Annotated in this window: 21 protein-coding genes; all 21 read left to right on the forward strand. The window is 65.9% G+C overall.

What is annotated here, in order from left to right; genetic code table 11:
- The first annotated feature begins 141 nt into the window (after positions 1–141).
- On the forward strand, positions 142–2,730 hold the full coding sequence (gene clpB, locus CupriaWKF_RS06720) for an ATP-dependent chaperone ClpB (protein ID WP_276100200.1): 2,589 nt from the start codon (positions 142–144) through the stop codon (positions 2,728–2,730).
- Between the two features lie 221 nt (positions 2,731–2,951).
- Positions 2,952–4,501, forward strand: a protein-coding gene (locus CupriaWKF_RS06725) for an IS3 family transposase (RefSeq protein WP_276100043.1) whose coding sequence is annotated in 2 segments (ribosomal slippage) — positions 2,952–3,420 and positions 3,420–4,501 — 1,551 coding nt in all. Because the reading frame shifts where the segments join, the coding sequence is not laid out codon by codon here.
- A 626-nt stretch (positions 4,502–5,127) separates the two neighbouring features.
- Positions 5,128–6,132: a sulfate ABC transporter substrate-binding protein gene (locus CupriaWKF_RS06730; protein WP_276100201.1), complete on the forward strand. Its 1,005-nt coding sequence runs from the start codon at positions 5,128–5,130 to the stop codon at positions 6,130–6,132.
- Positions 6,133–6,200: 68 nt separating this feature from the next.
- The gene (gene ssuE, locus CupriaWKF_RS06735) at positions 6,201–6,815 is read left to right on the forward strand and encodes an NADPH-dependent FMN reductase (RefSeq protein ID WP_276100202.1); all 615 of its coding nucleotides are present in this window, start codon (positions 6,201–6,203) and stop codon (positions 6,813–6,815) included.
- Positions 6,816–6,999: 184 nt separating this feature from the next.
- Positions 7,000–8,058: a sulfonate ABC transporter substrate-binding protein gene (locus tag CupriaWKF_RS06740; protein WP_276100203.1), complete on the forward strand. Its 1,059-nt coding sequence runs from the start codon at positions 7,000–7,002 to the stop codon at positions 8,056–8,058.
- Between the two features lie 36 nt (positions 8,059–8,094).
- A complete protein-coding gene (gene ssuD / locus CupriaWKF_RS06745; RefSeq protein WP_276100204.1) occupies positions 8,095–9,258 on the forward strand; it encodes an FMNH2-dependent alkanesulfonate monooxygenase in 1,164 nt (387 codons plus the stop codon).
- A 10-nt stretch (positions 9,259–9,268) separates the two neighbouring features.
- A complete protein-coding gene (gene ssuC, locus CupriaWKF_RS06750; protein WP_276100205.1) occupies positions 9,269–10,069 on the forward strand; it encodes an aliphatic sulfonate ABC transporter permease SsuC in 801 nt (266 codons plus the stop codon).
- Positions 10,070–10,081: 12 nt separating this feature from the next.
- A complete protein-coding gene (locus tag CupriaWKF_RS06755; RefSeq protein ID WP_276100206.1) occupies positions 10,082–10,978 on the forward strand; it encodes an ATP-binding cassette domain-containing protein in 897 nt (298 codons plus the stop codon).
- A 100-nt stretch (positions 10,979–11,078) separates the two neighbouring features.
- Positions 11,079–11,294, forward strand: a complete 216-nt coding sequence (locus CupriaWKF_RS06760) for a TOBE domain-containing protein (RefSeq protein WP_011298135.1) — start codon at positions 11,079–11,081, stop codon at positions 11,292–11,294.
- An 87-nt stretch (positions 11,295–11,381) separates the two neighbouring features.
- Entirely contained in the window at positions 11,382–12,224 is an 843-nt protein-coding gene (locus CupriaWKF_RS06765) for an EAL domain-containing protein (RefSeq protein WP_276100207.1), read from the forward strand.
- Positions 12,221–12,880: an alpha/beta hydrolase gene (locus CupriaWKF_RS06770; protein WP_276100208.1), complete on the forward strand. Its 660-nt coding sequence runs from the start codon at positions 12,221–12,223 to the stop codon at positions 12,878–12,880. The genes CupriaWKF_RS06765 and CupriaWKF_RS06770 overlap by 4 nt, the downstream gene beginning before the upstream one ends.
- Before the next feature lie 135 nt (positions 12,881–13,015).
- The gene (gene cysT / locus CupriaWKF_RS06775) at positions 13,016–13,972 is read left to right on the forward strand and encodes a sulfate ABC transporter permease subunit CysT (RefSeq protein WP_276100209.1); all 957 of its coding nucleotides are present in this window, start codon (positions 13,016–13,018) and stop codon (positions 13,970–13,972) included.
- A 1-nt stretch (position 13,973) separates the two neighbouring features.
- On the forward strand, positions 13,974–14,897 hold the full coding sequence (gene cysW, locus CupriaWKF_RS06780) for a sulfate ABC transporter permease subunit CysW (protein WP_276100210.1): 924 nt from the start codon (positions 13,974–13,976) through the stop codon (positions 14,895–14,897).
- Complete coding sequence (locus tag CupriaWKF_RS06785) at positions 14,894–16,030, forward strand: sulfate ABC transporter ATP-binding protein (RefSeq protein WP_276100211.1); 1,137 nt, start codon at positions 14,894–14,896, stop codon at positions 16,028–16,030. The genes cysW and CupriaWKF_RS06785 overlap by 4 nt, the downstream gene beginning before the upstream one ends.
- Complete coding sequence (locus tag CupriaWKF_RS06790; protein WP_276100212.1) at positions 16,027–16,974, forward strand: CysB family HTH-type transcriptional regulator; 948 nt, start codon at positions 16,027–16,029, stop codon at positions 16,972–16,974. The genes CupriaWKF_RS06785 and CupriaWKF_RS06790 overlap by 4 nt, the downstream gene beginning before the upstream one ends.
- 290 nt (positions 16,975–17,264) lie before the next feature.
- Entirely contained in the window at positions 17,265–18,437 is a 1,173-nt protein-coding gene (locus CupriaWKF_RS06795; protein ID WP_276100213.1) for a sensor histidine kinase, read from the forward strand.
- 78 nt (positions 18,438–18,515) lie between these two features.
- The gene (locus CupriaWKF_RS06800) at positions 18,516–19,346 is read left to right on the forward strand and encodes a LytTR family DNA-binding domain-containing protein (RefSeq protein ID WP_276100214.1); all 831 of its coding nucleotides are present in this window, start codon (positions 18,516–18,518) and stop codon (positions 19,344–19,346) included.
- A 155-nt stretch (positions 19,347–19,501) separates the two neighbouring features.
- Positions 19,502–20,764 (forward strand): MFS transporter, encoded by a 1,263-nt coding sequence (locus CupriaWKF_RS06805; RefSeq protein ID WP_276100215.1) that lies wholly within the window; start codon positions 19,502–19,504, stop codon positions 20,762–20,764.
- Positions 20,765–20,839: 75 nt separating this feature from the next.
- Positions 20,840–21,337, forward strand: a complete 498-nt coding sequence (gene rraA / locus CupriaWKF_RS06810; protein ID WP_276100216.1) for a ribonuclease E activity regulator RraA — start codon at positions 20,840–20,842, stop codon at positions 21,335–21,337.
- A 1-nt stretch (position 21,338) separates the two neighbouring features.
- Positions 21,339–21,755: a gamma-glutamylcyclotransferase family protein gene (locus CupriaWKF_RS06815; protein WP_276100217.1), complete on the forward strand. Its 417-nt coding sequence runs from the start codon at positions 21,339–21,341 to the stop codon at positions 21,753–21,755.
- Between the two features lie 438 nt (positions 21,756–22,193).
- Complete coding sequence (gene aceA / locus CupriaWKF_RS06820) at positions 22,194–23,489, forward strand: isocitrate lyase (RefSeq protein WP_276100218.1); 1,296 nt, start codon at positions 22,194–22,196, stop codon at positions 23,487–23,489.
- Positions 23,490–23,544: the final 55 nt, after the last annotated feature.

The raw sequence follows: 23,544 nt of genomic DNA on the forward strand, positions 1-23,544 counted from the left end.
ATTCTTCACTTTTTCTCGCACCAAGATCGCGTCGGCGTGGTCTTGAAATGTCAGGCCAGAGCCTTATCTTTCGGAAAGACATCCAGTGTCCGGCCAGGCGATCTCCCTAGCATCAGGACACTCACTGAGAGAGGGAATCCTATGCGTCTTGACAAACTGACTACCCGGTTCCAGGAAGCGCTGGCTGATGCGCAAAGCCTGGCACTGGCCAATGACAACCAATACATCGAACCGCAGCACCTGCTGCGTGCGCTGATTGCGCAGAACGACGGCGCCGCCAAGGCGCTGCTGCAGCGTGCCGGTGCAAACGTGAGCGGCCTGCAGAGCGCGCTGGACGCGGCCATCAAGCGCTTGCCGCAAGTGCAGGGCACCAGCGAAGTCCAGGTGGGCCGCGACCTGGTCAACCTGCTCAACGCCGCCGAGAAGGAAGCCATCAAGCGTGGCGACCAGTTCATCGCCAGCGAGCTGTTCCTGCTTGCCGTGTCGGAAGACAAGGGCGAGGCCGGCCGCATTGCGCGCGAGAACGGCCTGAACCGCAAGCCGCTGGAGACTGCCATCCAGGCCGTCCGCGGCGGCGATGCCGTCAACAGCGCCGATGCGGAAACCCAGCGCGAGGCACTCAAGAAGTACACTATCGACCTGACCGAGCGTGCCCGCATGGGCAAGCTGGACCCGGTGATCGGACGCGACGACGAGATTCGCCGCGCGATCCAGATCCTGCAGCGCCGCACCAAGAACAACCCGGTGCTGATCGGCGAGCCGGGCGTGGGCAAGACCGCGATCGTGGAGGGCCTGGCGCAGCGCATCGTCAACGGCGAGGTGCCCGAGAGCCTGAAGAACAAGCGCGTGCTGGTGCTCGACATGGCTGGCCTGCTGGCCGGCGCCAAGTACCGCGGCGAGTTCGAGGAACGCCTGAAGGCCGTGCTCAACGACATCGCCAAGGACGAGGGCCAGACCATCGTCTTCATCGACGAGATCCACACCATGGTCGGCGCGGGCAAGGCCGAGGGTGCGATCGACGCGGGCAACATGCTCAAGCCGGCGCTGGCGCGCGGCGAGCTGCATTGCATCGGCGCGACCACGCTGGACGAGTACCGCAAGTACATCGAGAAGGACGCCGCGCTCGAGCGCCGCTTCCAGAAGGTGCTGGTGGACGAGCCTTCGGTGGAAGCCACCATCGCCATCCTGCGCGGGCTGCAGGAGAAGTATGAACTGCACCACGGCGTGGAGATCACCGACCCGGCCATCGTTGCCGCGGCGGAGCTGTCGCATCGCTATATCACCGACCGCTTCCTGCCCGACAAGGCGATCGACCTGATCGACGAGGCGGCCGCGCGCATCAAGATGGAAATCGACTCCAAGCCGGAAGCGATGGACAAGCTCGAGCGCCGCACCATCCAGCTCAAGATCGAGCGCGAAGCGGTCAAGAAGGAGACCGACGAGGCCTCGCTCAAGCGGCTCGACCTGATCGAGCAGGAGATCACGCGCCTGGAGAAGGAGTACGCGGACCTCGACGAGATCTGGAAGGCCGAGAAGGGCGCCGCGCAGGGCACGGCCGCGCTCAAGGAAGAGATCGAGAAGGTCAAGCTCGAGATCGTCAAGCTGCAGCGCGAAGGCAAGCTCGACAAGGTGGCCGAGCTGCAATACGGCAAGCTGCCGGGCCTGGAAGGCAAGCTCAAGGCCGCGACCGACGCCGAGGCCAGCGAGCAGAAGCAGCCCAACAAGCTGCTGCGCACGCAGGTTGGCGCCGAGGAAATCGCCGAAGTGGTGAGCCGCGCGACCGGCATCCCGGTGTCGAAGATGATGCAGGGCGAGCGCGAAAAGCTGCTGAAGATGGAAGACCGCCTGCACAACCGCGTGGTGGGCCAGGACGAGGCCGTGCGGCTGGTGTCCGATGCGATCCGCCGTTCGCGCGCGGGCCTGGCGGACGAGAACAAGCCTTATGGCTCGTTCCTGTTCCTGGGGCCGACCGGCGTCGGCAAGACCGAACTGTGCAAGGCCCTGGCCGAGTTCCTGTTCGATTCGGAAGAGCACCTGATCCGCATCGACATGAGCGAGTTCATGGAGAAGCACAGCGTGAGCCGCCTGATCGGCGCGCCGCCCGGATATGTCGGCTACGAGGAAGGCGGTTACCTGACCGAGGCCGTACGCCGCAAGCCGTATAGCGTGGTGCTGCTCGATGAAGTCGAGAAGGCTCACCCGGACGTCTTCAACGTGCTGCTGCAGGTGCTGGACGATGGCCGCCTGACCGACGGCCAGGGACGCACGGTGGACTTCAAGAACACGGTGATCGTGATGACGTCGAACCTCGGTTCGCAGATCATCCAGTCGATGGTGGGCGAGCCGCAGGAAGCGGTGAAGGGTGCCGTCTGGCAGGAAGTGCGCACGCATTTCCGTCCGGAGTTCCTGAACCGGATCGATGAAGTCGTGGTGTTCCACGCGCTCGACCAGAAGAATATCGAGTCGATTGCGCGCATCCAGCTGCAACGCCTGCAGGCCCGCCTGGCCCGCATGGACATGACGTTGGAGGTCAGCGAGCTGGCGCTGGAGAAGATCGCGAGTGCGGGTTACGACCCGGTGTTCGGGGCGCGTCCGCTCAAGCGGGCGATCCAGCAGCAGATCGAGAACCCGGTGGCGCGCGCCATCCTGGAAGGCAAGTTTGCCGCCAAGGATGTCGTGCCGGTGGATTACGCCGACGGCGAATTTACCTTTGGCCGTGCGCTGGATTAAGCGGGTATGAGCGGGAGGGCGCCCTTCGGGGCGCTTTTTTTTCGGGTTCTTTGGCGGATTGCTGGGAATGGGGAATGATGGGGTTGTCGTGCTTGGCATGCGCCGCTGTTTCGCCGGCGTAGCCGGCGAGTCACTTTTTGTCCGAGCCCTCCATGTCAGGATAGTTGTCGCCTCGCCGCCTTTCGATGAAGGACAATGGAGGGCGGAAGCGGTTTTGGGTAATGAAGCGCTATTCGGACGAGTTCAAGGAGTTGGTGGTCGAGCAGATGATGCCGCCCTTGAACCGATCAGTGGCGGAGCTAGCCAAGGAAACGGGTGTCACGACAGTGAGCCTGCGCACTTGGCGCCACGAGGCTCGAGAACAAGGAAAAGTTGTGCCAGGCAACGGCAAGCAGAGTGACAAATGGTCCAGCGCGGACAAGTTCCGGGTGGTGCTCGAAACAGCGCCTCTGAGTGAAGCGGAGTTGTCCGAATACTGCCGCAGGAAGGGCATTCAACCCGAGCAGATCCGGCAGTGGCGTGCTGCCTGCGAGCAGGCCAATGCGCCTGAGCGGGTCAGGTTGAGCCTGGCGCAGCGCCGCGAGGAACAAGCCGCCAAGAAGCAGATTCGGGACCTGGAGCGCGAACTCAAGCGCAAGGATGCGGCACTGGCTGAGACCGCGGCGCTGCTGGTTCTCAGAAAAAAAGCCGAGGCGATCTGGGGAAGGGACGAGGAGGACTGATCAACGTCTCGGATCGCCGCGAAGCCATTGCGTTGATCGATGAAGCGGTGGGCGGCGGTGCGCGCCAGTCCAACGCCTGCAAGGAACTGGGCTTGAACGAGCGCACCTTGCAGCGCTGGCGCCATACGCCGGAGGATGGCCGCCCGGGCGCGCAGCGCCCGGTGCCGGCCAACAAGCTCAGCGAGGGCGAGCGGCAGGCCGTGCTGGCCGCCGCTAACAGTCCCGGCTACGAGAGTCTGACGCCGCACCAGATCGTGCCAAAGCTGGCCGACGAGGGGCGCTACCTGGCCTCGGAATCGACGTTTTACCGCGTGCTTAAGGCCGAAGGCCAAGCGCACCGGCGCGGGCGCACCCACAACGCCAAGTCCCGTGCGCCGACCACGCACCGTGCCGATGACCGCAACCAGGTGTGGTGCTGGGATATCACGTGGATGCCCACCACGGTGAAGGGCCGCTTCTTCTACTGGTACATGATGCAGGACATCTACAGCCGCAAGCTGGTGGTCAATGAAGTGCATGAAAGCGAGTCGGAGGAACATGCCAAGCGGCTGCTCGAACTGGGCTGTCTGCGCGAGCAAACGGCTGGCCGGCCGCTGGTGCTGCACTCGGACAATGGCAGCGTCATGAAGGGGCTGAGTATGCGCGCTGCGATGCACGAATTGGGCGTGGTGCCCTCATACAGTCGTCCGCGCGTGAGCAACGACAACGCTTACGCCGAAGCGTTGTTCCGCACGGCCAAGTACTGTCCGCTATGGCCTGAGCGGCCGTTCGACACGTTGGAGCAGGCGCGCGACTGGGTATATCGGTTCGTGCGTTGGTACAACGAGGAACACCGCCACAGCGGGCTGAAATACGTCACGCCGAACCAGCGGCACAGTGGAGAAGCGAAGCCCCTGCTGGCACGACGCATGATGGTGTATCAGGCCGCCCGTGCCCGGCATCCGCAGCGCTGGTCGCGAGGGATCCGGAATTGGGAGTTGGATCCCGTGGTCTATCTAAACCCGGAACGGGCCGAGCAGGAACCTACGGAGTACAAAAAGGCAGCATAGCGGCGGACGCGACAACTACCTTGACACACACCGCGAGCGACAAAAAGTAACCAAAAAGCGCGTTTACTTGCCCTAGCGGGCGAATATTGATCGTAGTGTGCTGCGGGTGTTGTACGGGTACGGGCTTCAGAGTCTGCCCGGCTGCCCAGCACAACGTCTCGCCCACTTGACCTTGGTCAAGCCGGATTCGACGCGGCATCGCTATGATTGTTTCTGTCATGGAGATGCGGGGGCGCTCTTCATGACTTGTCTACCCGTTTCCGAATGGAAACTTAGCCCGCACCGCTAATCCGGTGCGGGCGTTTTCTCTTGGGCGTCCGGTTTTCGGCCCGGGCCGAAATGTTACCGGATGGCGCATGGATATCGCGTCATGAGCGCCCGACCTCTTCGGCTATCCAATCTTCGTGCGCCTGGCACGGCTTGCCGGCACGGATCGACACCGTGCTCAGGCATGTGCATATTTCCGCCCGATCTTATGCGGAAAACACGCAAGGTTCGGCGAAAGCATTCGTTCCGTTCAGATAGGCCCCTCGGTAGTCTTGCTCCTGACACAAGCCCGACCGCCAAAGGCGGGCAGCCAACGAGGCGCTCCAGCGCCATTCACGACACCTGACGGGAGCAACAAGATGATTCGCAAGCTGGCCATTGGCCTGGCCGCTATTGCCGCGATCGGCGCCGCGCAGACGGCGGCGGCAACCAACCTGCTGAACGTTTCCTACGATCCGACACGCGAGCTGTACGTGGACGTGAACGCCGCGTTCGCCAAGGCCTGGAAGGCCCAGGGCGGCGACGCCGTGACCGTGCGCCAGTCGCACGGCGGCTCGGGCAAGCAGGCGCGCTCGGTGATCGACGGGCTGGATGCCGACGTGGTCACGCTGGCGCTGGGCTACGACATCGACGCCATCGCCGAGAAGGGCCTGCTCAAGCCCGACTGGCAGAAACGCCTGCCCCACAACGCGTCGCCGTACACCTCGACCATCGTGTTCCTGGTGCGCAAGGGCAACCCCAAGGGCATCAAGGACTGGAACGACCTGGTCAAGCCGGGCGTGCAGGTCATCACGCCGAATCCGAAGACCTCGGGCGGCGCGCGCTGGAACTACCTGGCGGCATGGGGCTATGCGCTGCGCCAGCCGGGCGGCAATGACGCCAAGGCGCGTGAATTCGTCGGCGAGCTGCTCAAGCACGTGCCCGTGCTCGATTCGGGCGCGCGTGGCGCCACCACCACCTTTGTCGAGCGCGGCCTGGGCGACGTGCTGATCGCGTGGGAGAACGAAGCGATCCTGGCCATCAAGGAGCTGGGTCCGGAAAAATTCGACATCGTCGCGCCGTCGGTTTCGATCCTGGCCGAGCCGCCGGTCGCCGTGGTCGACAAGGTGGTCGACAAGAAGGGCACGCGCAAGGCGGCCGAGGCCTACCTGCAGTTCCTGTACACCGACGAAGGCCAGGAGATCGCGGCCAAGAACTACTACCGGCCGATCTCCGAAAAGATCGCCGCCAAGTACGCGGCGAACTTCCCGAAGGTGAAGCTGTTCACGATCGATGAAGCATTCGGCGGCTGGCAGAAGGCACAGAAGGCCCACTTTGCCGATGGCGGTTCGTTCGACCAGATCTACCAGCCCGGCAAGAAGTAATCCACGAGACGGACGGGCCGGGGCAACGTGACCGGTACCGTTCCGCCAACCTGAAGAAGGAAGCCCCGATGTCCATCCTCACCCTGTCCGGCAGTCCCTCGGTGCCATCGCGCTCCGGTCACCTGCTGGCCCATCTGCGCAGCGAGCTGGAAGCCGCCGGCGAGCGTACCAGCCACATCGACCTGCGCGAACTGCCGGCCGGGCCGCTGCTGGCGGCCAGAGCCGACGATCCCGCCATTGCCGGCGCCGCGCGCGCGGTGGCCGAGGCGCAGGTGGTGGTGCTGGCCACGCCGGTCTACAAGGCAGCCTACAGCGGCCTGCTCAAGGCCTTCCTGGACCTGCTGCCGCAGACCGGCCTGCGCGACAAGGTGGTGCTGCCGATTGCCACCGGCGGTAGCCTGGCGCACGCGCTGGCGATCGACTATGCCCTGCGTCCAGTGCTGTCGGCACTGGGTTCGCGGCAAATCCTGCCTGGCATCTTTGCGGTGGACCAGCAGATTGAAATCAATGGAACGCAGCCCGCGCGCTTCGATGCCGCGCTGTCGTTGCGCCTGGAAGAGGGCGTGCTGCGCGTACGCGAGGCACTGGCCCGTTCGAGGATCCACGTCCCGCTTGAATTCGTGCCCGTGCCGCAGGCCCAGCGCGTCGCGCATGCCGCGGTGGCGCAGCGATGTCCTGCCTGAGCTGATTCGTAGTCCCGCCGGCTACTAGCGCGCCAGCGCTGGCCGGCCTCACCGGCAATTCCGTTGTCATGCCGCCTGTGCAGCAGGCCGGCAGGGCGGGTTGCTGCCCACACAGGCCGACGTTCCGGCCAAGACCATCCATGCAGACAGATTGCCGGACGCGTGCCGGCTCGGGAAAACATCCATGACATCGTCCACCTTGTCGCCGATTGCCGGCGAAGCCGCAACCCCTTTGGGTCATCTGCAGATCGCAGGCCAGCGTCGTCGCCGCATCCTGATCGCGGCGCTCGTACTGGCCACCGGCGTGGCCTATGGCCTGTTGCCGGGCCGCGCCGAAGCCCAGTCGAAGACCGTCGATCCCAAGGTGCTGCGCATCGGCTACCAGAAGTACGGCACGCTGACGCTGCTGAAGGCGCGCGGCACGCTGGAGAAGCGCCTTGCGCCGCAAGGCATTACGGTCAAGTGGACGGAGTTCCCGGCCGGCCCGCAACTGCTGGAAGGCCTCAATGTCGGCGCGATCGACTTCGGCACCGTCGGCGAAGCACCGCCGATCTTTGCGCAGGCCGCCGGTGCGCAGCTCGCCTATATCGGCAACGAACCGCCGGCGCCGACCGCCGAAGCCATCGTCGTGCCCAAGGGCTCCGCCATCAAGAGTGTGGCGGACTTGCGCGGCAAGCGCGTGGCGCTGAACAAGGGCTCGAACGTCCATTACCTGCTGGTGCGCCAGCTTGAGAAAGCGGGCATCCCCTATAACGAGATCCAGCCGGTCTATCTGCCGCCGGCCGATGCGCGTGCCGCCTTCGAGCGCGGCGCGGTGGACGCATGGGTGATCTGGGACCCGTTCCTGGCCGCCGCGGAAAAGCAGCTCGGCGCGCGCGTGCTGGCCGATGGCCGCGGCGCGGACGGCAAGAACGTGGTCAGCAACCACCAGTTCTACCTGGCCTCGCGCCCCTATGCGCAGGCAAAGCCGGAGATCGTGAAGCTGCTGCTCGATGAACTGGCATCGCTTGGCGCGTGGGCGGAAAAGAACCCGAAGGACGCGTCGGCCGTGCTGATCAGCGAACTCGGCCTGGAGCCCGCCGTGCTGGACCTGGCCGTGTCGCGATTCTCGTATGGCGCGCGGCCGGTGAGCGCCGACGTGCTGGCTGAACAGCAACGCATCGCCGACGTCTTCCATTCGCTCAAGCTGATCCCGAAGCCGATCAAGGTCGCGGACGCGAGCTGGCAGCAGGCGCAGCGCTGAAGCGCGCGCAAACCACAACGATAACGAGGTACCGACATGCAAGTTTTCTGGTTTATCCCGACCCACGGCGACAGCCGCTACCTGGGCACGTCCGAGGGCGCGCGCGAGGTGGGCATCGACTACTTGAAGCAGGTGGCCGTGGCCGCCGACACGCTCGGCTACGAAGGCGTGCTGATCCCGACCGGCCGCTCTTGCGAAGATCCGTGGGTGGTGGCCTCCGCGCTGGCTGCCGTGACACAGCGCCTGCGTTTCCTCGTGGCCGTGCGTCCGGGACTGATGACGCCGACGCTGGCCGCGCGCATGGCCGCCACCTTCGACCGCATTTCGGGCGGCCGGCTGCTGGTCAACCTGGTGACAGGCGGAGACGTGGCCGAACTCGAGGGTGATGGCCTGTTTCTCGACCACGCCGCGCGCTACGAAGCCTCGGCCGAATTCATCCGCATCTGGCGCGACGTGCTCGCGGCCAGCCATGACAGCGGCGAGATCAGCTTTGAAGGGCGACACCTGAAGGTAAAGGGCGCGCGCGTGCTGTACCCGCCGTTGCAACGGCCGCATCCGCCGGTGTATTTCGGTGGCTCATCCGCCGCCGCGCACGAGCTCGCCGGGGAGCAGGTCGATACCTACCTGACCTGGGGCGAGCCGCCGGCGGAGGTCGCGCTGAAACTCGCCGATGTGCGCCGCCATGCCGAGCGCCACGGCCGCACGGTGAAGTTCGGCATCCGGCTGCACGTGATCGTGCGCGAGACCGAGGCTGCCGCGTGGGCTGCGGCCGACGCGCTGATCAGCCGGCTCGACGACGAGACCGTGGCACGCGCGCAGGCCGTGTTCGCGAAGATGGATTCGGAGGGCCAGCGCCGCATGGCGGCCTTGCATGCCGGTGGCAGCAAGCGCACGCGCGAGGCACTGGAGATCAGCCCCAACCTGTGGGCCGGCGTGGGCCTGGTACGCGGTGGCGCCGGCACGGCGCTGGTCGGTGATCCGCAGCAGGTAGCCGAGCGCATCCGCGAATACGCGGAACTTGGCATCGATACCTTCGTGCTGTCCGGCTATCCGCACCTGGAAGAGGCTTACCGCTTCGCCGAGCTGGTGTTCCCCCTGCTGCCGCGTTCCGCGCGCAGCAAGCTGCCGGGCCAGGTGCTGTCGGGACCGTTCGGCGAAGTCATGGCGACCGGCATCGTGCCGCGCGCTTCGCAAAGCTGAGGAGATCGCCATGTCTGCTTCTTCGGTAGCGTCGCGCCGCGATTGGCGCGCCGTAGCGCGCACGCTGGCGCCGTGGGTGGTGCCGGCAGTGCTGGTCATCGTCTGGCAGGCCGCATCGCAAGGCGGCTGGCTGTCGACGCGCGTGTTGCCGGCGCCGCTGGCCGTGGTGGAGGCCGCGTGGGGCCTCGCGCGTTCGGGCGAGCTGTGGCAGCACGTGTGGGTCAGCACCTGGCGCGCGCTGGTCGGGTTTGCCATCGGCGGCGGCCTCGGGTTGCTGCTGGGCCTGCTCACCGGTACGTTCCGCAGCGCCGCCACGCTGCTCGACAGCACGCTGCAGATGGTGCGCAATATCCCGCCGCTGGCGCTGATCCCGCTCGTGATCCTGTGGTTCGGCATCGACGAGACCGCCAAGCTGTTCCTGGTCGCGCTGGGCGTGTTCTTCCCGGTGTACCTGAACACGTTCCACGGCATCCGCGCGGTTGACCCGGGCCTGATCGAGATGGCGCGCAGCTATGGGCTGTCGGGCTGGCGTCTTTATCGCGAGGTGATCCTGCCCGGCGCGCTGCCCAGCATCCTCGTTGGCGTGCGTTTCTCGCTCGGGTTGATGTGGGTGATCCTGATCGTGGCCGAGACCATCTCGGCGCAGTCCGGCATCGGCTACATGACCATGAACGCGCGAGAGTTCCTGCAGACCGACGTGGTGCTGGTGGGCATCCTGCTCTATGCGCTGCTCGGCAAGCTGGCCGATGTGCTGTCACGCGGGCTGGAACGCTTCTGGCTGCGCTGGCATCCGGGCTACCAGGCCGCCTGAAGGAGATCCGATATGCAAAGCAATCCGGTAGAGCAGGCCGCGCTCGCGTATGCAGATGCGCGCCTGAAGGAGGCGGCTGCGCCGCGCCAGGGCGAAGCACGGACGGGCGGTGTTGCGCTGCATGTGCAGCAGGTGGTCAAGCGCTATGACGGCCGCGAGGTACTGCACCGCATCGAACTGAGCGCGGCACCGGGCGAGTTCGTCGCCATCGTCGGACGCAGCGGCTGCGGCAAGAGCACCTTGCTGCGGCTGGTCGCGGGGCTGGAAGCATCGGACCATGGCGCCATCACGCTCGATGCGAAGCCGGCCCGCACGCTGCAGGACATCCGCGTGATGTTCCAGGACTCGCGCCTGCTGCCGTGGAAGCGCGTGCTGGAAAACGTGGCGCTGGGCCTGCCGCGCGAGCGTCGCGGCGATGCTGCCGCCGTGCTTGCGCAGGTCGGCCTTGCGGACCGAGCGGATGCGTGGCCGGCGCGGCTTTCCGGCGGGCAGCGCCAACGCGTCGCGCTGGCGCGCGCTCTCGTGCATCACCCGCGGCTGCTGTTGCTCGACGAACCGCTCGGCGCACTGGACGCGCTGACGCGCATCGAGATGCAGGGACTGATCGAATCCCTATGGGATCGGCTCGGCTTTACCGCGCTGCTGGTGACGCATGACGTGTCCGAAGCGGTGGCCTTGGCCGACCGCATCGTACTGATCGAGGATGGCCGCGTTGCGATGGACGAACCCGTCGCGCTCGCCAGGCCACGGCAGCGTGGATCGGCAGCGTTCGCGCAGCTGGAAGAACGCGTGCTGCGGCGGGTCATGCAGCACACGCCGCTTGCCGCCTCCACGCCACAGACGGAGCGGGAACCCACGGCGGACTGGTCACTGGTGCGCACCGTGGAATCGGTGCGCTTCGCGGTGTAGGGGCGGATAAAAGGGATAAAAGCCGCTGGTGTAACGCATCCGGAACCCGCACATCGTCATTACACAATCTTCATACGCCTTCACAAAAGGAGCTTCTATCATGAGCATTCAGGCGATCAACGTACGCAACCAGTTCCGCGGCAAGGTTGCCGCGATCATCGAAGGTCCGGTGGTGTCCGAAGTGGACGTGGAAACGCCGGCCGGCATCGTCACCTCGGTCATCACCACGCGCTCGATCCGCGATCTCGGCCTCACGCTGGGCAGCGAAGTCGTTGCGCTGGTCAAGGCCACCGAGGTGTCCATTGCCAAGTTGTAAGCCGCCGCGGGCCGTGTGCGCACGGCCCGCGGCTCGAACGTCAAACGGGAACACCGGCGCCGGGAGGCGCCAAAGGAAGAGAGAGGCATGGCCATCGCAGGCGCGAATGCACCCGAAGCCAGGTTGAGCGCCCTGGAGCGCTACCTTGACACACTGCCGCGGCAGCCGCTGGCCGACCGCCAGCTTTGGCGCGATGCGCGCGGACAGGTGCAGGGCCAGTTCTTCAACTGTTCGCTGACCAGCGCGTTCGAGCCGCTGGTGACGCTGGCCGACCGCGCAGTCGTGGCGCACGAAGGCGCCATCCATACCTATGCGCAGGATGGCGTGGGCCTGGCCGCGTGGAAGCTGTTCGCGATGGCGGCCGACGACGCCACGCTGGTATCGCTGGACCGGCTGTCGCGCCTCGTGCACGCCGTCAATTACTTTGCCGCCGAGGGCGCGCACAAGCTTGTGCTCAACGTGCACAACCGCCTGCTGGCGGCGGTGGCGGATGACCACGGTTCGGCGTTCCGGCGTGCGCTGCAGTCGCTCGGGCTGCCGCTTGACCGTTTTGTGATTCAGGTGCCGGCCAGCGCCAATGACGACTTGCCATTGCTGCTGCACGTGGTCGGCAACTACCGGCGCAACGGCTTTGCGGTCAGCCTGCAGGCGTCCGATCCGGCCGAGGCCGGCGCGTTGATGGCGCACGCGTTGCCGGACTGGCTCAAGCTCGACATGCGCCGCACCTGGACCGATCGCCAGCTTGCCGGGCTGCGCGCCAGTGCCGCCAGCGCGGGCGTCACGCTGATCGGCCGGCGGCTGCAGGATGCCCTGAGCGTGGAACGCTTGCAGGCGGCCGGCATCGACCTTGGGCAGGGGGCATTCGCGGGCGGGCCGGTGACTCCCGCGGGCCTGCGCGAGCCCAGGACATTGAGCGAGGAGGTGGCATGACTGAGAGCAGCAAGCCGGTTCCGCGCCTGGACATTCCCAGGCACCTTCAGGTGCTGACCGTGCCGGGCCTGCATGGCAGCGGCCCGGGGCACTGGCAAAGCCGCTGGGAGCAGCGCTTCCCGGACTGGCAACGCATCGAGCAGCACGACTGGTCGCGCCCGAGCCTGCCGTTGTGGGCCGAACGCGTGTCCGAGGGCGTGATGCGTGCGCAGCGCGTGGCGGCGCGCGGCGCCGTGCTGGTCGCGCACAGCTTTGGCTGCCTGGCCACGCTGAGGCAGGCCGCACTGGATCCGGCCGGCATTGCCGGCGCGTTGCTGGTGGCGCCTGCCGACCCGGACAAGTTCGGCGTCGCCCATCTGCTGCCGACTTACCGGCTGCCGTTCCCCACTATCCTGGTCGCGAGCCGCAACGACCCGTGGATGCCCCAGCGCACGGCCTTCAGCTGGGGCACGCTGTGGGGCAGCGAACTCGTCGATGGGGGCACTCTGGGTCACATCAACGCGGATTCCGGCCTTGGCGACTGGGGTGAAGGGCTGAGCCTGCTCGGCACTTTGCTGCAGCGGATCGCCTTCGAAGGTAGTGCCGAAGCCACTGGAGACCAGGCCGGGCCATGGGAAGCGGGCGTGGAAGTGGCCTCGACCGTGCCTTATATCTAAATCATCTAAGAAAATTCGTAAAGATTCGTTCTGTTTATAAAGGCGTATCTGCAGAATTTGTCTCGTAGGCCGCCGCTTTATGCGGCGGTTTCATAAGTGAGGTCCGTGCGACGGGCTCACCACAGACGAGACGACATGCCACCCTCCATCTCCCTGGCGGACACGCCGCCACCGGCCGCGCCCGATGCGCGCGCCACCCGCAGTGCGCCGGGACGCAACGGCCGCCAGCGCTTCACGGTGCTGCCGGGCTTTGGCCTGTCGCTGGGCTTCACCATCTTCTACCTGACGCTGATCGTCCTGATCCCGCTGTCGGCCACTTTCCTGAAGACCTTCACGATGACGTGGGACGCCTTCTGGGCGACGGTGACCGCGCCGCGCGTGGTGGCTTCCTACCAGCTGAGCTTTGGCGCGTCGCTGATCGCGGCGATCATCAATACGGTCTTCGGGCTTGCGGTGGCCTGGGTGCTGGTGCGGTACCGCTTTCCGGGCAAGCGCCTGATCGATGCGCTGGTGGACCTGCCGTTCGCGCTGCCCACCGCCGTGGCCGGCATCGCGCTGACGGCGCTGTTCGCGGGCAATGGCTGGATCGGCCGCTACCTCGAGCCGCTCGGCATCAAGGTCGCTTTCACCCCGCTGGGCGTGGTGGTGGCGCTGACGTTCATCGGCCTGCCGTTCGTCGTGCGCACGGTGCAGCCGGTGCTGGAGGACGTAGAGCAGGAGCTGGAAGAGGCCGCGGCCAGCCTTGGCGCCACGCGCCTGCAGACCTTTGGCCGCGTGATCCTGCCGGCCATCGCGCCGGCGCTGCTGACGGGCTTTGCGCTGTCGTTCGCGCGTGCCACCGGCGAATACGGCTCGGTGGTATTCATCTCCGGCAACATGCCGATGGTCTCGGAAATCGCGCCGCTGATGATCTATTCCAAGCTCGAGCAGTACGACTATGCGGGCGCGACCGCGGTGGCGGTGGTGATGCTGGTGATCTCCTTCGCGCTGCTGCTGCTGATCAACCTGCTGCAGGCCTGGACCCGCCGCCACCAGTCCGGCGTGCGCGATGGCCTGGCACTGGAAGCGCCCGCCACGGGCAGGGAACACTGACATGGCCGGCGCAGTTTCGGGCCGCCTCGGGCGGCTGGGCCCGGCCCATCACAAGTTCGACGCCACCGGCGAAGCGCCGTGGGTGCGCTACACGCTGATCACCGTGGCGGTCCTGTTCCTCACGCTGTTCCTGTTCGTGCCGCTGGCTTCGGTCTTCTACGAGGCCCTGCGCAAGGGCGTGCAGACCTACTGGGAAGCGCTGATCGAGCCGGATGCGCTGTCGGCGATCCAGCTCACGCTGACCGTGGCCGCCATCGCGGTGCCACTGAACCTCGTGTTCGGCGTGGCGGCGGCGTGGGCCATTGCCAAGTTCGAGTTCCCCGGCAAGAACCTGCTGATCACGCTGATCGACCTGCCGTTCTCGGTGTCGCCGGTGATCTCGGGGCTGGTGTACGTGCTGCTGTTCGGCGCGCAGGGCTGGTTCGGCCCGTGGCTCGAGGCGCATGACATCAAGATCATGTTCGCGGTGCCGGGCATCGTGCTGGCCACCATCTTCGTGACCTTCCCGTTCGTGGCGCGCGAGCTGATTCCGCTGATGCAGGCGCAGGGCAGCGAAGAGGAAGAGGCAGCCATCGTGCTGGGCGCGTCGGGCTGGCAGACGTTCCGGCACATCACGCTGCCCAACATCCGCTGGGGCCTGCTCTATGGCGTGATCCTGTGCAATGCGCGCGCCATGGGCGAGTTCGGCGCGGTGTCGGTGGTGTCGGGCCATATCCGCGGGCTGACCAACACCATGCCGCTGCACGTCGAGATCCTCTACAACGAATACAACTTCGCGGCGGCATTCGCGGTGGCGTCGCTGCTGACGCTGCTGGCCCTGGTCACGCTGGGCATCAAGACGCTGGTGGAATTCCGCGCCCGCAAGGAAAACCAAGAGGCCGCCATGGAGCATCCGCTGGCCGCACTGCAAGGACAGGCATCATGAGCATTCAGGTCAAGAACGTAGAGAAGCGCTTTGGCGATTTCGTCGCGCTGGACAACGTCTCGCTGGACTTCGAAGAGGGCGAGCTGACGGCGCTGCTCGGGCCGTCGGGCTGCGGCAAGACCACGCTGCTGCGCATCATCGCCGGCCTGGAGCGGGCCGACGCGGGCCAGATCGTGCTGGCCGGGCGCGATGCCTCGCAGCAGCATGTGCGCCAGCGCCAGGTGGGCTTCGTGTTCCAGCACTATGCGCTGTTCAAGCATATGAGCGTGTTCGAGAACGTCGCCTTCGGCCTGCGCGTCAAGCCGCGCGCCGAACGCCCGGGCGAAGCGCAGATCCGCGAGAAGGTGAAGTCGCTGCTGGAACTGGTGCAGCTCGACTGGCTGGCCGACCGCTATCCCGCGCAGCTTTCGGGCGGGCAGCGCCAGCGTATCGCGCTGGCCCGCGCGCTGGCGGTGGAACCGCGCGTGCTGCTGCTCGACGAGCCATTCGGCGCGCTCGACGCCAAGGTGCGCAAGGAACTGCGCCGCTGGCTGCGCCGCCTGCATGACGAACTCCACGTGACCAGCGTGTTCGTCACGCATGACCAGGAAGAGGCGCTCGAAGTGGCCGACCAGGTCGTGCTGATGAACCGTGGCCGCGTCGAGCAGTTTGGTTCGCCGGAGGCGGTCTACAACCATCCGGCTACGCCGTTCGTGTTCGGCTTTCTCGGCAATGTCAATCTGTTCCACGGCCGCCTGGAAGTGGGCGAGAGCGGCGGCCTGCTGCATACCGGCGAAGCGGTCCTGCCGGTGGTGGGCAGCGGCCACGAGACTGCCGGCGATGCCGTGGCCTATGTGCGTCCGCACGACCTGGACCTGGAGCGCTACGCCCCAGGCACCGACGGCATCGCCGTGACGCTGCGCCGTGCGCTGACGCTGGGCCCGGTGGCCCAGCTCGAACTGGAGCGCGAGGACAACCAGGACGTGATCGAGGTGGCCCTGCCGCTCGAGCGCTTCCGCCACGCGGGTTTCCGCGAAGGCGAGTTGTTGGCGGTGCGGCCGCGCCAGCTTCGTGTCTTCACCCAGCCCACACAGCAACAATCCAACGTGCGCGCGAATGGCGCGGCGACCAGCCGACAAGGGGCAGTGCAATGAATTTCCAGCAGCTCAGATCGATCCGCGAGGCGGTGCGCCGCCAGTTCAACCTGACCGAGGTCGCCAACGCGCTCTACACTTCGCAGCCTGGCGTATCGCGCCAGATCCGCGAACTGGAGGAAGAACTCGGCGTCGAGATTTTCGAGCGCTACGGCAAGCGCCTGACCGGGTTGACCGAGCCGGGCCGCGAGATCGTGCGCATCGTCGAGCGACTGCTGCTCGAAGCCGAGAACCTGCGCCAGGCCGGGGACGAGTTTGCGGGCCGCCACACCGGCCGCCTGACGGTCGCCACGACGCACACGCAGGCACGCTACGCGCTGCCCAGGGTAGTGCAGTCGTTCCGGCGCGCCTATCCGCACGTGACGCTGGCGCTGCAGGAGGCATCGCCGACGCATATCGTCGAGCTGCTGCTGACCGGGCAGGCCGACATCGGCATCGCGACCGAGGCGCTGGCCAGCGAGGCGGGCCTGACCTCGTTCGAGGCCTACACCTGGCAACACGTGCTGGTGGTGTCGCCGGACCATCCGCTGACGCGCCTGCCGGAACCGACGCTCGAGGACGTGGCGGGCTTTCCGCTAATCACGTATGACGCCGGCTTTACCGGGCGGCGCAAGATCGACGGCGCCTTCGCCGAGGCCGGCCTGCAGCCGGAGATCGTGCTGACGGCGCTGGACGCGGACGTGATCAAGACCTATGCCGAGCTGGAGCTGGGCGTGGGCATCATTGCGTCGATGGCCTATGACGAGCGCAAGGACTCGGGCCTGGTGCGGATTTCGGCCGACCACCTGTTCGAGGCCAACACCACCAGCGTAGCGCTGCGCCGCGGCGCCTACCTGCGCGACTACGCGCATGCCTTCATCAATATGTTCGCGCCGCACCTGTCGCGCGACACGGTCTCCAGCGCCATGGGCGAAAACGATACGCCGCAGGCGCTGGCGGCCTGACGCATCGGGCCGCCGCCGCAGCATTCGCCACACCGGCATGCGCCGCAGCCAGCGATTGTGCTGACTGCGGCGCATGCCGCGCTCCATCCCGCCACCGGGCGGTTCGCGCCGTGCGCGCGCCGTTCGTCGCACGACACTTCTCTTCCTGGCCCCACGCGTCGTAAAGTGCCTGCACATGCCGGAGAAACCGTCTCTCCGGTTCATGCCGCAGCGCAACAGACATTGCGCGCGCGCGTTCACCGCAGACATCCGGACCCTCCCGAATTGCATCAGGCACTGGCCAAGCTAACATGAACGCCATGGACCGCTGTCTTTCCTCCGCCATCCCCTCCCGGCTGACGATACTGGGACGCGACCTGCTGTTCGTGATGTGCATGAATACGGTGATCGCCGTCAGCCTGAACTATGGCTTCCAGACCGGCGGCACGCTCTGGCACAACTTTGTCTACAGCCAGCTGATCGGCCTGTCGATCTGGATGCTGATCGACATTCCGCGCGTGCTGATCTGGTGGAATGAGCGGCCGCGCCTGTGGCCATTCCTTTTCCTGGCCGCTGCCGCAGTGCCCATGGGCGTGGTCCTGGGCAGTTGGGCCACGCGCGAGGCGCTGAATCTGCCGCCAAAGCTCTCCGCCGAAACCGGCGACATGCTGCGCATGTGCCTGGTGGTCGGCATGCTGGCGTCGGCGAGCATGATCTATTTCTACTGGTCGCGCGAAAAGCTCGCCTACCTGGAGCGCCAGGCCGCGCTGGACGCCCTGCAGCGCGAGGAGGCCGAGAAGCAGCTCGTGCGGGCCCAGCTGATGGCGCTGCAGGCGCAGATCGAGCCGCACTTCCTGTTCAACTCGCTGGCCAATCTCGACGGGCTGATCGCCACCGATCCGCGCGCCGCGCGCAAGCTGCTGCAGCGGCTGATCGGCTTCCTGCGCACCTCGCTGTCGCATACGCGGGCCGAGCAGTGCACGCTGCGCCAGGAGTTCGAGCTGCTGCGCAGCTACCTGGACATCCAGGGCATGCGTTTCGGCAAGCGGCTCGGCTACCACGTCGACCTGCCGCCCGAGCTGGCCGGAGTGGAGATTCCGCCCATGCTGATCCAGCCGCTGGTCGAGAATGCGGTCACGCATGGCATCGAGCCTTGCACGCACGGCGGCGAGATCTCGTTGTCGGCACGCGCGGCCGGCGACGACGCGGTGCAGGTCGTGATTGCCGATACCGGTGTGGGCTTTGGCCACGGCTCGGGCAAAGGCTCGGGCATGGGGCTGACCCATGTGCGAGAACGGCTCGCGCGTATTTTCGGCGCTGCCGCCAGCATGCAGATGGAAGAGAACAGCCCGCGCGGCGTGGTGGTGCGCCTGACGCTGCCAATGACTCGCCATACCGAAGTGCCGGTGCCCGCCGCGGCGCCGGCCGCCACACCGGTGCACGCTACACCCGCGGGCGCCACGCCGGCCATGCCGCGACCCTGATCATCCGAACCGGGCAGGGCGAGGCCCTTGCCCGTCCGCCCCCGCTTGCCAATGACGGTCACGCCCCCTGATCCCGCCATGACCCCGACCCTGCTGATTGCCGACGACGAACCCCTGCTAGCCCGCGTGCTGGAATCCGAGCTGGCCGCGTTGTGGCCGGAGGCCCGCATCGTCGGCGTGGTTCACGACGGCGTCGCTGCGCTGGACGCCGCGCGCCAGCACCAGCCGTCGGTCGTGTTCCTGGACATCCGCATGCCCGGCATGAGCGGCATGGACGTAGCCAAGGAGCTGGTCGATTTCGATGTGCCGCCGCTGGTGGTATTCGTGACCGCCTACGACCAGTTCGCGCTGGAGGCCTTCGAACAGGCCGCCGTGGATTACGTGCTCAAGCCCGTGCAGCACGAGCGGCTGGAAGCGACGGTGTCTCGCCTGAAAGCCCGGCTGGCGGCGGCCCAGGCAGACGCGGACCAGAACGCCGACCAGAACGCCGCGCAGACCGATAGCGGCCAGCTCGCGCAGTTGCTGAGCCGCCTGGAAGCGCTGGAGCACCCGGCCGTGGCACGCGCGCCGGGGCAGCAGGTCAGCTACCTGCGCTTCATCAAGGCGCTGGTCGGACAGGAGGTGCGCATCATCCCGGTCGACGAGGTGATCTATCTCGAAGCCACCGACAAGTACGTCAACGTGGTTTCCGTGGGCGGTGAAGCGCTGATCCGCACCAGCCTGCGCGAACTGATGCAGCAGCTCGATCCGGAGCGTTTCTGGCAGATTCACCGTGGCACGGTCGTCAATATCGCGTGCGTGGCCAGCGCGGTCACGCAGTCGCTCGGCCGCGTATCGCTGCGCCTGCGCAACCGGCCGGAATCGTTGCCCGTGGCAAGGCAGTACGCCTACCTGTTCAAGCAGATGTAGTCGTCTCGGACATGGCGGCGCAGGCTGCTGTCGTATGCAGCCGGTTGCGGTTTTCCTCTATGATGCGGGCTTCGGTACGCGCTCTTGCATGCCCCGGTGCGCAGGCATGCGGCACGGCTGCCTGCCATCTGGCTCTATCCCGCGAATCCGCCGACATGACTACCGCCGCTCTCGATCCCAGCCGCAATCCGCTTCGCCATGACGCCCAGGTGATCGGCCTCGTCGGGCTGGCGCATGGGGTTTCCCATTTCTACCATCTGCTGCTGGCGCCGCTGTTCCCCTGGATCAAGGCGGAATTCGGCCTGAGCTACGCCGAGCTGGGACTGCTGATGACGGTCTTCTTCGCCGTGTCTGCGGTGGTGCAGACGGCTTCGGGCTTCGTCGTGGACCGCTTTGGCGCCCGGCCGGTGCTGTTCGCCGGGCTGGCGTTCCTGGGCACGGCCGCCTTGCTGCTGTCGGCAAGCTCGGGCTACGCCGCGCTGCTGTTCGGTGCCGGCGTGGCGGGGCTTGGCAACGGCGTTTTCCATCCGGCAGATTTCACACTGCTGAACAAGCACGTGTCGCAGCCCCGGCTTGGTCATGCATTCTCGGTGCACGGGATCTCCGGCAACCTGGGCTGGGCCGCCGCGCCGGTGTTCCTGGTGACGATCGCTAACCTGGCGACGTGGCGCGTGGCGCTGGCCGCCGCTTCGATCGTGGCGTTCGGCGTGCTGGCGGTGCTGCTGGCACTGCGCCACGTGCTCGATCCGCGCGAGCTTGGCAGCGCGGTGGGCCGCCCCAAGGCCGCACAGGCCGGTGCCGGCGGCAGTCTGCTGGGCTTCCTGAAGCTGCCGCAGGTCTGGGTGTGCTGGGCCTTCTTCCTGCTGACGACGTTCTCGGCGGCCGGCATCCAGAGCTTCGCGCCGACCGCGCTCACGCAGCTCTATGGCATCCCGTTCACGCTGGCGACCGCGTCTTACACCATCTATATGCTTTGCAGCGCGGGTGGCATGCTGGCCGGCGGGTTTGCCGCCAGCCGCACCAGCAACCATGACCGGCTGATCGCGCTGAGCTTCACCGTGTCGGGCCTGATGGCCATGCTGGTGGGCCTGAATGTTGCGCCGGGGCTGCTGGTGCCGGTGCTGCTCGGCGTGATCGGCTTCGGCGCGGGCACGGCCGGGCCTTCGCGTGACCTGCTGGTGCGCGCGGCCGCCCCGGCCGGCGCCACCGGGCGCGTGTACGGCGTGGTCTATTCCGGACTGGACATCGGCCTGGCCAGCGGACCGCTGTTCTTCGGCGCGCTGATGGACGCACACCTGCCCAACTGGGTGTTCTTCATGATCGGCGGCTTCCAGCTCGTGTCGATCCTGACCGCCGTGACGGTGGGCAACGGCAACCGTTCACGCCGTGGCGCCGCCGCGCAGGCGTCGGCGGGGTAATCCATTGCCGCCGCGGCGCAGCGCGCTCAGTGCGGTCCCGACGGTACCGAGATTCTTTCCTGCAGGAGGTTTTCGATGAAACATGCAACCACCGATCTGTGCGATGCCAACGAACCGCGCCTGGCCGACGGCACGCTGCGCGTCATGACGCCGGGGTTCCGTTCATTCGGCAAGCAACTGGCCTTTGAGGGACCGGCCGCGACGCTGAAAATCTTTGAAGATAACTCGCTCGTGCGCGAGGCACTGGAATCGCCGGGGAAGGGCCGCGTGCTCGTCGTGGACGGCGGCGGCTCGATGCGCTGCGCGCTGGTCGGTGGCAACCTGGGGCTGCTGGCCGAGAAGAATGGCTGGGCCGGCATCATCGTCAATGGCTGCGTACGCGATACGAGCGAGCTGGAGGTCTGTGATATCGGCATCCGCGCGCTGGCCACGCATCCGCAGAAGAGCCAGAAGCGCGGCGCCGGCGAGCGCGACGTAGCGGTACAGATGCCCGGTGCCGTGGTGCGCCCCGGCAACTGGATCTATGTGGATGCCGACGGCGTGCTGGTGTCAGAAGAAAAGCTCGGTGCCTGACATGCCCAAGGTCTTTGTCTACGGTACGCTGCGCGCGGGCGAGGTCAACGACCTGAACGCCGCGGCGCGCAAGCATGGCATTGCCGCGCCCACGCTGCTCGGCACGGCCACGATTGCCGGCCGTCTCTATGACTTCGGCACCTATCCGGGCCTGGTGCTCGATCCCGCCGCCGGTCCGGCAGTCGGGGATATCTATGAAGTGTCCGACGCCCTGGTGCCGGTGCTCGACGAGATCGAGGAGGTCTATCCTGGCCAGTCCTCGCTGTTCGTCCGCGAAGAACACACGGTGCTGCACGATGGCTGCTGCGTGAACTGCCTGCTGTATCCAGTGGCCGAGGCGGCCGTGCCGGGCCTGCCGCATATTGAAAGCGGCGACTGGGTGGCCTACCGCAAGTCGCGAGACGCAGAAGTAGCCTGATATCCCGACGCGTTGCAGAGTCGGAAACGGCGCATGTTCGCGGCGCCGTTTCCTTTTTCAGGCGGCGGTTCAGATACGTAGGTCACGGTTCTTGCAGCTATGCTGACGGCCAGTCATTCCCTGCGCAAATTTCACGATGTGGAAAGATTTTTTGATCGGCAAAATTGATGGTTTGCAAAGCACAACGAGATTTCTCATGATGAAAGATTATGTCCCGCATTATGAAATAAAACTTTTAACATATTGATTTATATGTAGAAAAAAACTAGGTGCCAACCCACATTCCACGCTTGTTGCGATGCGGGACGATTCCCTAAACTCTTATATAAGACAGATGACCTGAGACGCAGAAAACAGCGTCAACCGGTTGAAAAGAACGGACAGGTCGGCAAGCACCAGTTTTCTTTGCCATCCCTAATTTGTCCTTAGGAGAGTGATATGAACCGCGAACAACAGATCCAGGCCCTGCAAAAGGATTGGGACACCAACCCTCGCTGGAAGGGCATCAAGCGCAACTATACGGCTGAAGACGTGGTGCGTCTGCGCGGTTCCGTTCAGGTCGAGCACACGCTGGCACGCCGCGGTTCTGAAAAGCTGTGGAACCTGCTGCACACCGAGCCGTTCGTCAACTCGCTGGGCGCACTGACCGGCAACCAGGCTATGCAGCAGGTGAAGGCCGGCCTGAAGGCCATCTACCTGTCCGGCTGGCAAGTTGCAGGCGACGCCAACCTGGCCGGCGAGATGTACCCCGACCAGTCGCTGTACCCGGCCAACTCGGTGCCGCAAGTGGTCAAGCGCATCAACAACACGTTCCAGCGCGCCGACCAGATCCAGTGGAGCGAAGGCACAGGCGACACCGACTTCTTCGCGCCGATCGTGGCTGACGCCGAAGCCGGTTTCGGCGGCGTGCTGAACGCGTTCGAACTGATGAAGTCCATGATCGAAGCGGGCGCCGCCGGCGTTCACTTCGAAGACCAGCTCGCTTCGGTGAAGAAGTGCGGCCACATGGGCGGCAAGGTGCTGGTCCCGACCCGCGAAGCCGTTGCCAAGCTGACCGCCGCCCGTCTGGCAGCCGACGTGTCCGGCGTGCCGACCCTGGTGATCGCCCGTACCGACGCCGAAGCCGCTGACCTGTTGACCTCGGACATGGACGACAACGACAAGCCGTTCTGCACCGGCGAGCGCACCGTGGAAGGCTTCTACCGCGTGCGCAACGGCCTGGAGCAGTCGATCTCGCGCGCCCTGGCCTACGCGGAAGTGGCCGACCTTGTGTGGTGCGAAACCGGCAAGCCGGATCTCGAGTTCGCCAAGAAATTCGCCGAAGCCGTGCACGAGAAGTTCCCGGGCAAGATGCTGGCCTACAACTGCTCGCCGTCGTTCAACTGGAAGAAGAATCTCGACGACGCGACCATCGCCAAATTCCAGAGGGAACTGGGCGCCATGGGCTACAAGTTCCAGTTCATCACGCTGGCCGGCTTCCACTCGCTGAACTACTCGATGTTCAACCTGGCCTACGGCTACGCCCGCAACCAGATGAGCGCATTCGTGGAACTGCAGGAAGCCGAGTTCAAGGCAGCCGAGAAGGGCTTCACCGCCGTCAAGCACCAGCGCGAAGTCGGCACGGGCTACTTCGACGCCGTGACCCAGACCATCGAAGGCGGCCAGTCGTCGACGACCGCGCTGAAGGGTTCTACCGAAGACGAGCAGTTCTTCGAAGACAAGAAAGTGGCCTGACTCTCCTGGCCACCGTTTGCTGAAACATAGATCGGGGGGAACCGAGCAGTCTCTA

Source organism: Cupriavidus sp. WKF15 (assembly GCF_029278605.1).
Taxonomy (GTDB): Bacteria; Pseudomonadota; Gammaproteobacteria; order Burkholderiales; family Burkholderiaceae; genus Cupriavidus.

Excerpts from the sequence above, each read along its gene's own strand:
- clpB (WP_276100200.1), top strand. The coding sequence starts at position 142 with ATGCGTCTTGACAAACTGACTACCCGGTTCCAGGAAGCGCTGGCTGAT.
- CupriaWKF_RS06730 (WP_276100201.1), top strand. The coding sequence starts at position 5,128 with ATGATTCGCAAGCTGGCCATTGGCCTGGCCGCTATTGCCGCGATCGGC.
- ssuE (WP_276100202.1), top strand. The coding sequence starts at position 6,201 with ATGTCCATCCTCACCCTGTCCGGCAGTCCCTCGGTGCCATCGCGCTCC.
- CupriaWKF_RS06740 (WP_276100203.1), top strand. The coding sequence starts at position 7,000 with ATGACATCGTCCACCTTGTCGCCGATTGCCGGCGAAGCCGCAACCCCT.
- ssuD (WP_276100204.1), top strand. The coding sequence starts at position 8,095 with ATGCAAGTTTTCTGGTTTATCCCGACCCACGGCGACAGCCGCTACCTG.
- ssuC (WP_276100205.1), top strand. The coding sequence starts at position 9,269 with ATGTCTGCTTCTTCGGTAGCGTCGCGCCGCGATTGGCGCGCCGTAGCG.
- CupriaWKF_RS06755 (WP_276100206.1), top strand. The coding sequence starts at position 10,082 with ATGCAAAGCAATCCGGTAGAGCAGGCCGCGCTCGCGTATGCAGATGCG.
- CupriaWKF_RS06760 (WP_011298135.1), top strand. The coding sequence starts at position 11,079 with ATGAGCATTCAGGCGATCAACGTACGCAACCAGTTCCGCGGCAAGGTT.
- CupriaWKF_RS06765 (WP_276100207.1), top strand. The coding sequence starts at position 11,382 with ATGGCCATCGCAGGCGCGAATGCACCCGAAGCCAGGTTGAGCGCCCTG.
- CupriaWKF_RS06770 (WP_276100208.1), top strand. The coding sequence starts at position 12,221 with ATGACTGAGAGCAGCAAGCCGGTTCCGCGCCTGGACATTCCCAGGCAC.
- cysT (WP_276100209.1), top strand. The coding sequence starts at position 13,016 with ATGCCACCCTCCATCTCCCTGGCGGACACGCCGCCACCGGCCGCGCCC.
- cysW (WP_276100210.1), top strand. The coding sequence starts at position 13,974 with ATGGCCGGCGCAGTTTCGGGCCGCCTCGGGCGGCTGGGCCCGGCCCAT.
- CupriaWKF_RS06785 (WP_276100211.1), top strand. The coding sequence starts at position 14,894 with ATGAGCATTCAGGTCAAGAACGTAGAGAAGCGCTTTGGCGATTTCGTC.
- CupriaWKF_RS06790 (WP_276100212.1), top strand. The coding sequence starts at position 16,027 with ATGAATTTCCAGCAGCTCAGATCGATCCGCGAGGCGGTGCGCCGCCAG.
- CupriaWKF_RS06795 (WP_276100213.1), top strand. The coding sequence starts at position 17,265 with ATGAACGCCATGGACCGCTGTCTTTCCTCCGCCATCCCCTCCCGGCTG.
- CupriaWKF_RS06800 (WP_276100214.1), top strand. The coding sequence starts at position 18,516 with ATGACCCCGACCCTGCTGATTGCCGACGACGAACCCCTGCTAGCCCGC.
- CupriaWKF_RS06805 (WP_276100215.1), top strand. The coding sequence starts at position 19,502 with ATGACTACCGCCGCTCTCGATCCCAGCCGCAATCCGCTTCGCCATGAC.
- rraA (WP_276100216.1), top strand. The coding sequence starts at position 20,840 with ATGAAACATGCAACCACCGATCTGTGCGATGCCAACGAACCGCGCCTG.
- CupriaWKF_RS06815 (WP_276100217.1), top strand. The coding sequence starts at position 21,339 with ATGCCCAAGGTCTTTGTCTACGGTACGCTGCGCGCGGGCGAGGTCAAC.
- aceA (WP_276100218.1), top strand. The coding sequence starts at position 22,194 with ATGAACCGCGAACAACAGATCCAGGCCCTGCAAAAGGATTGGGACACC.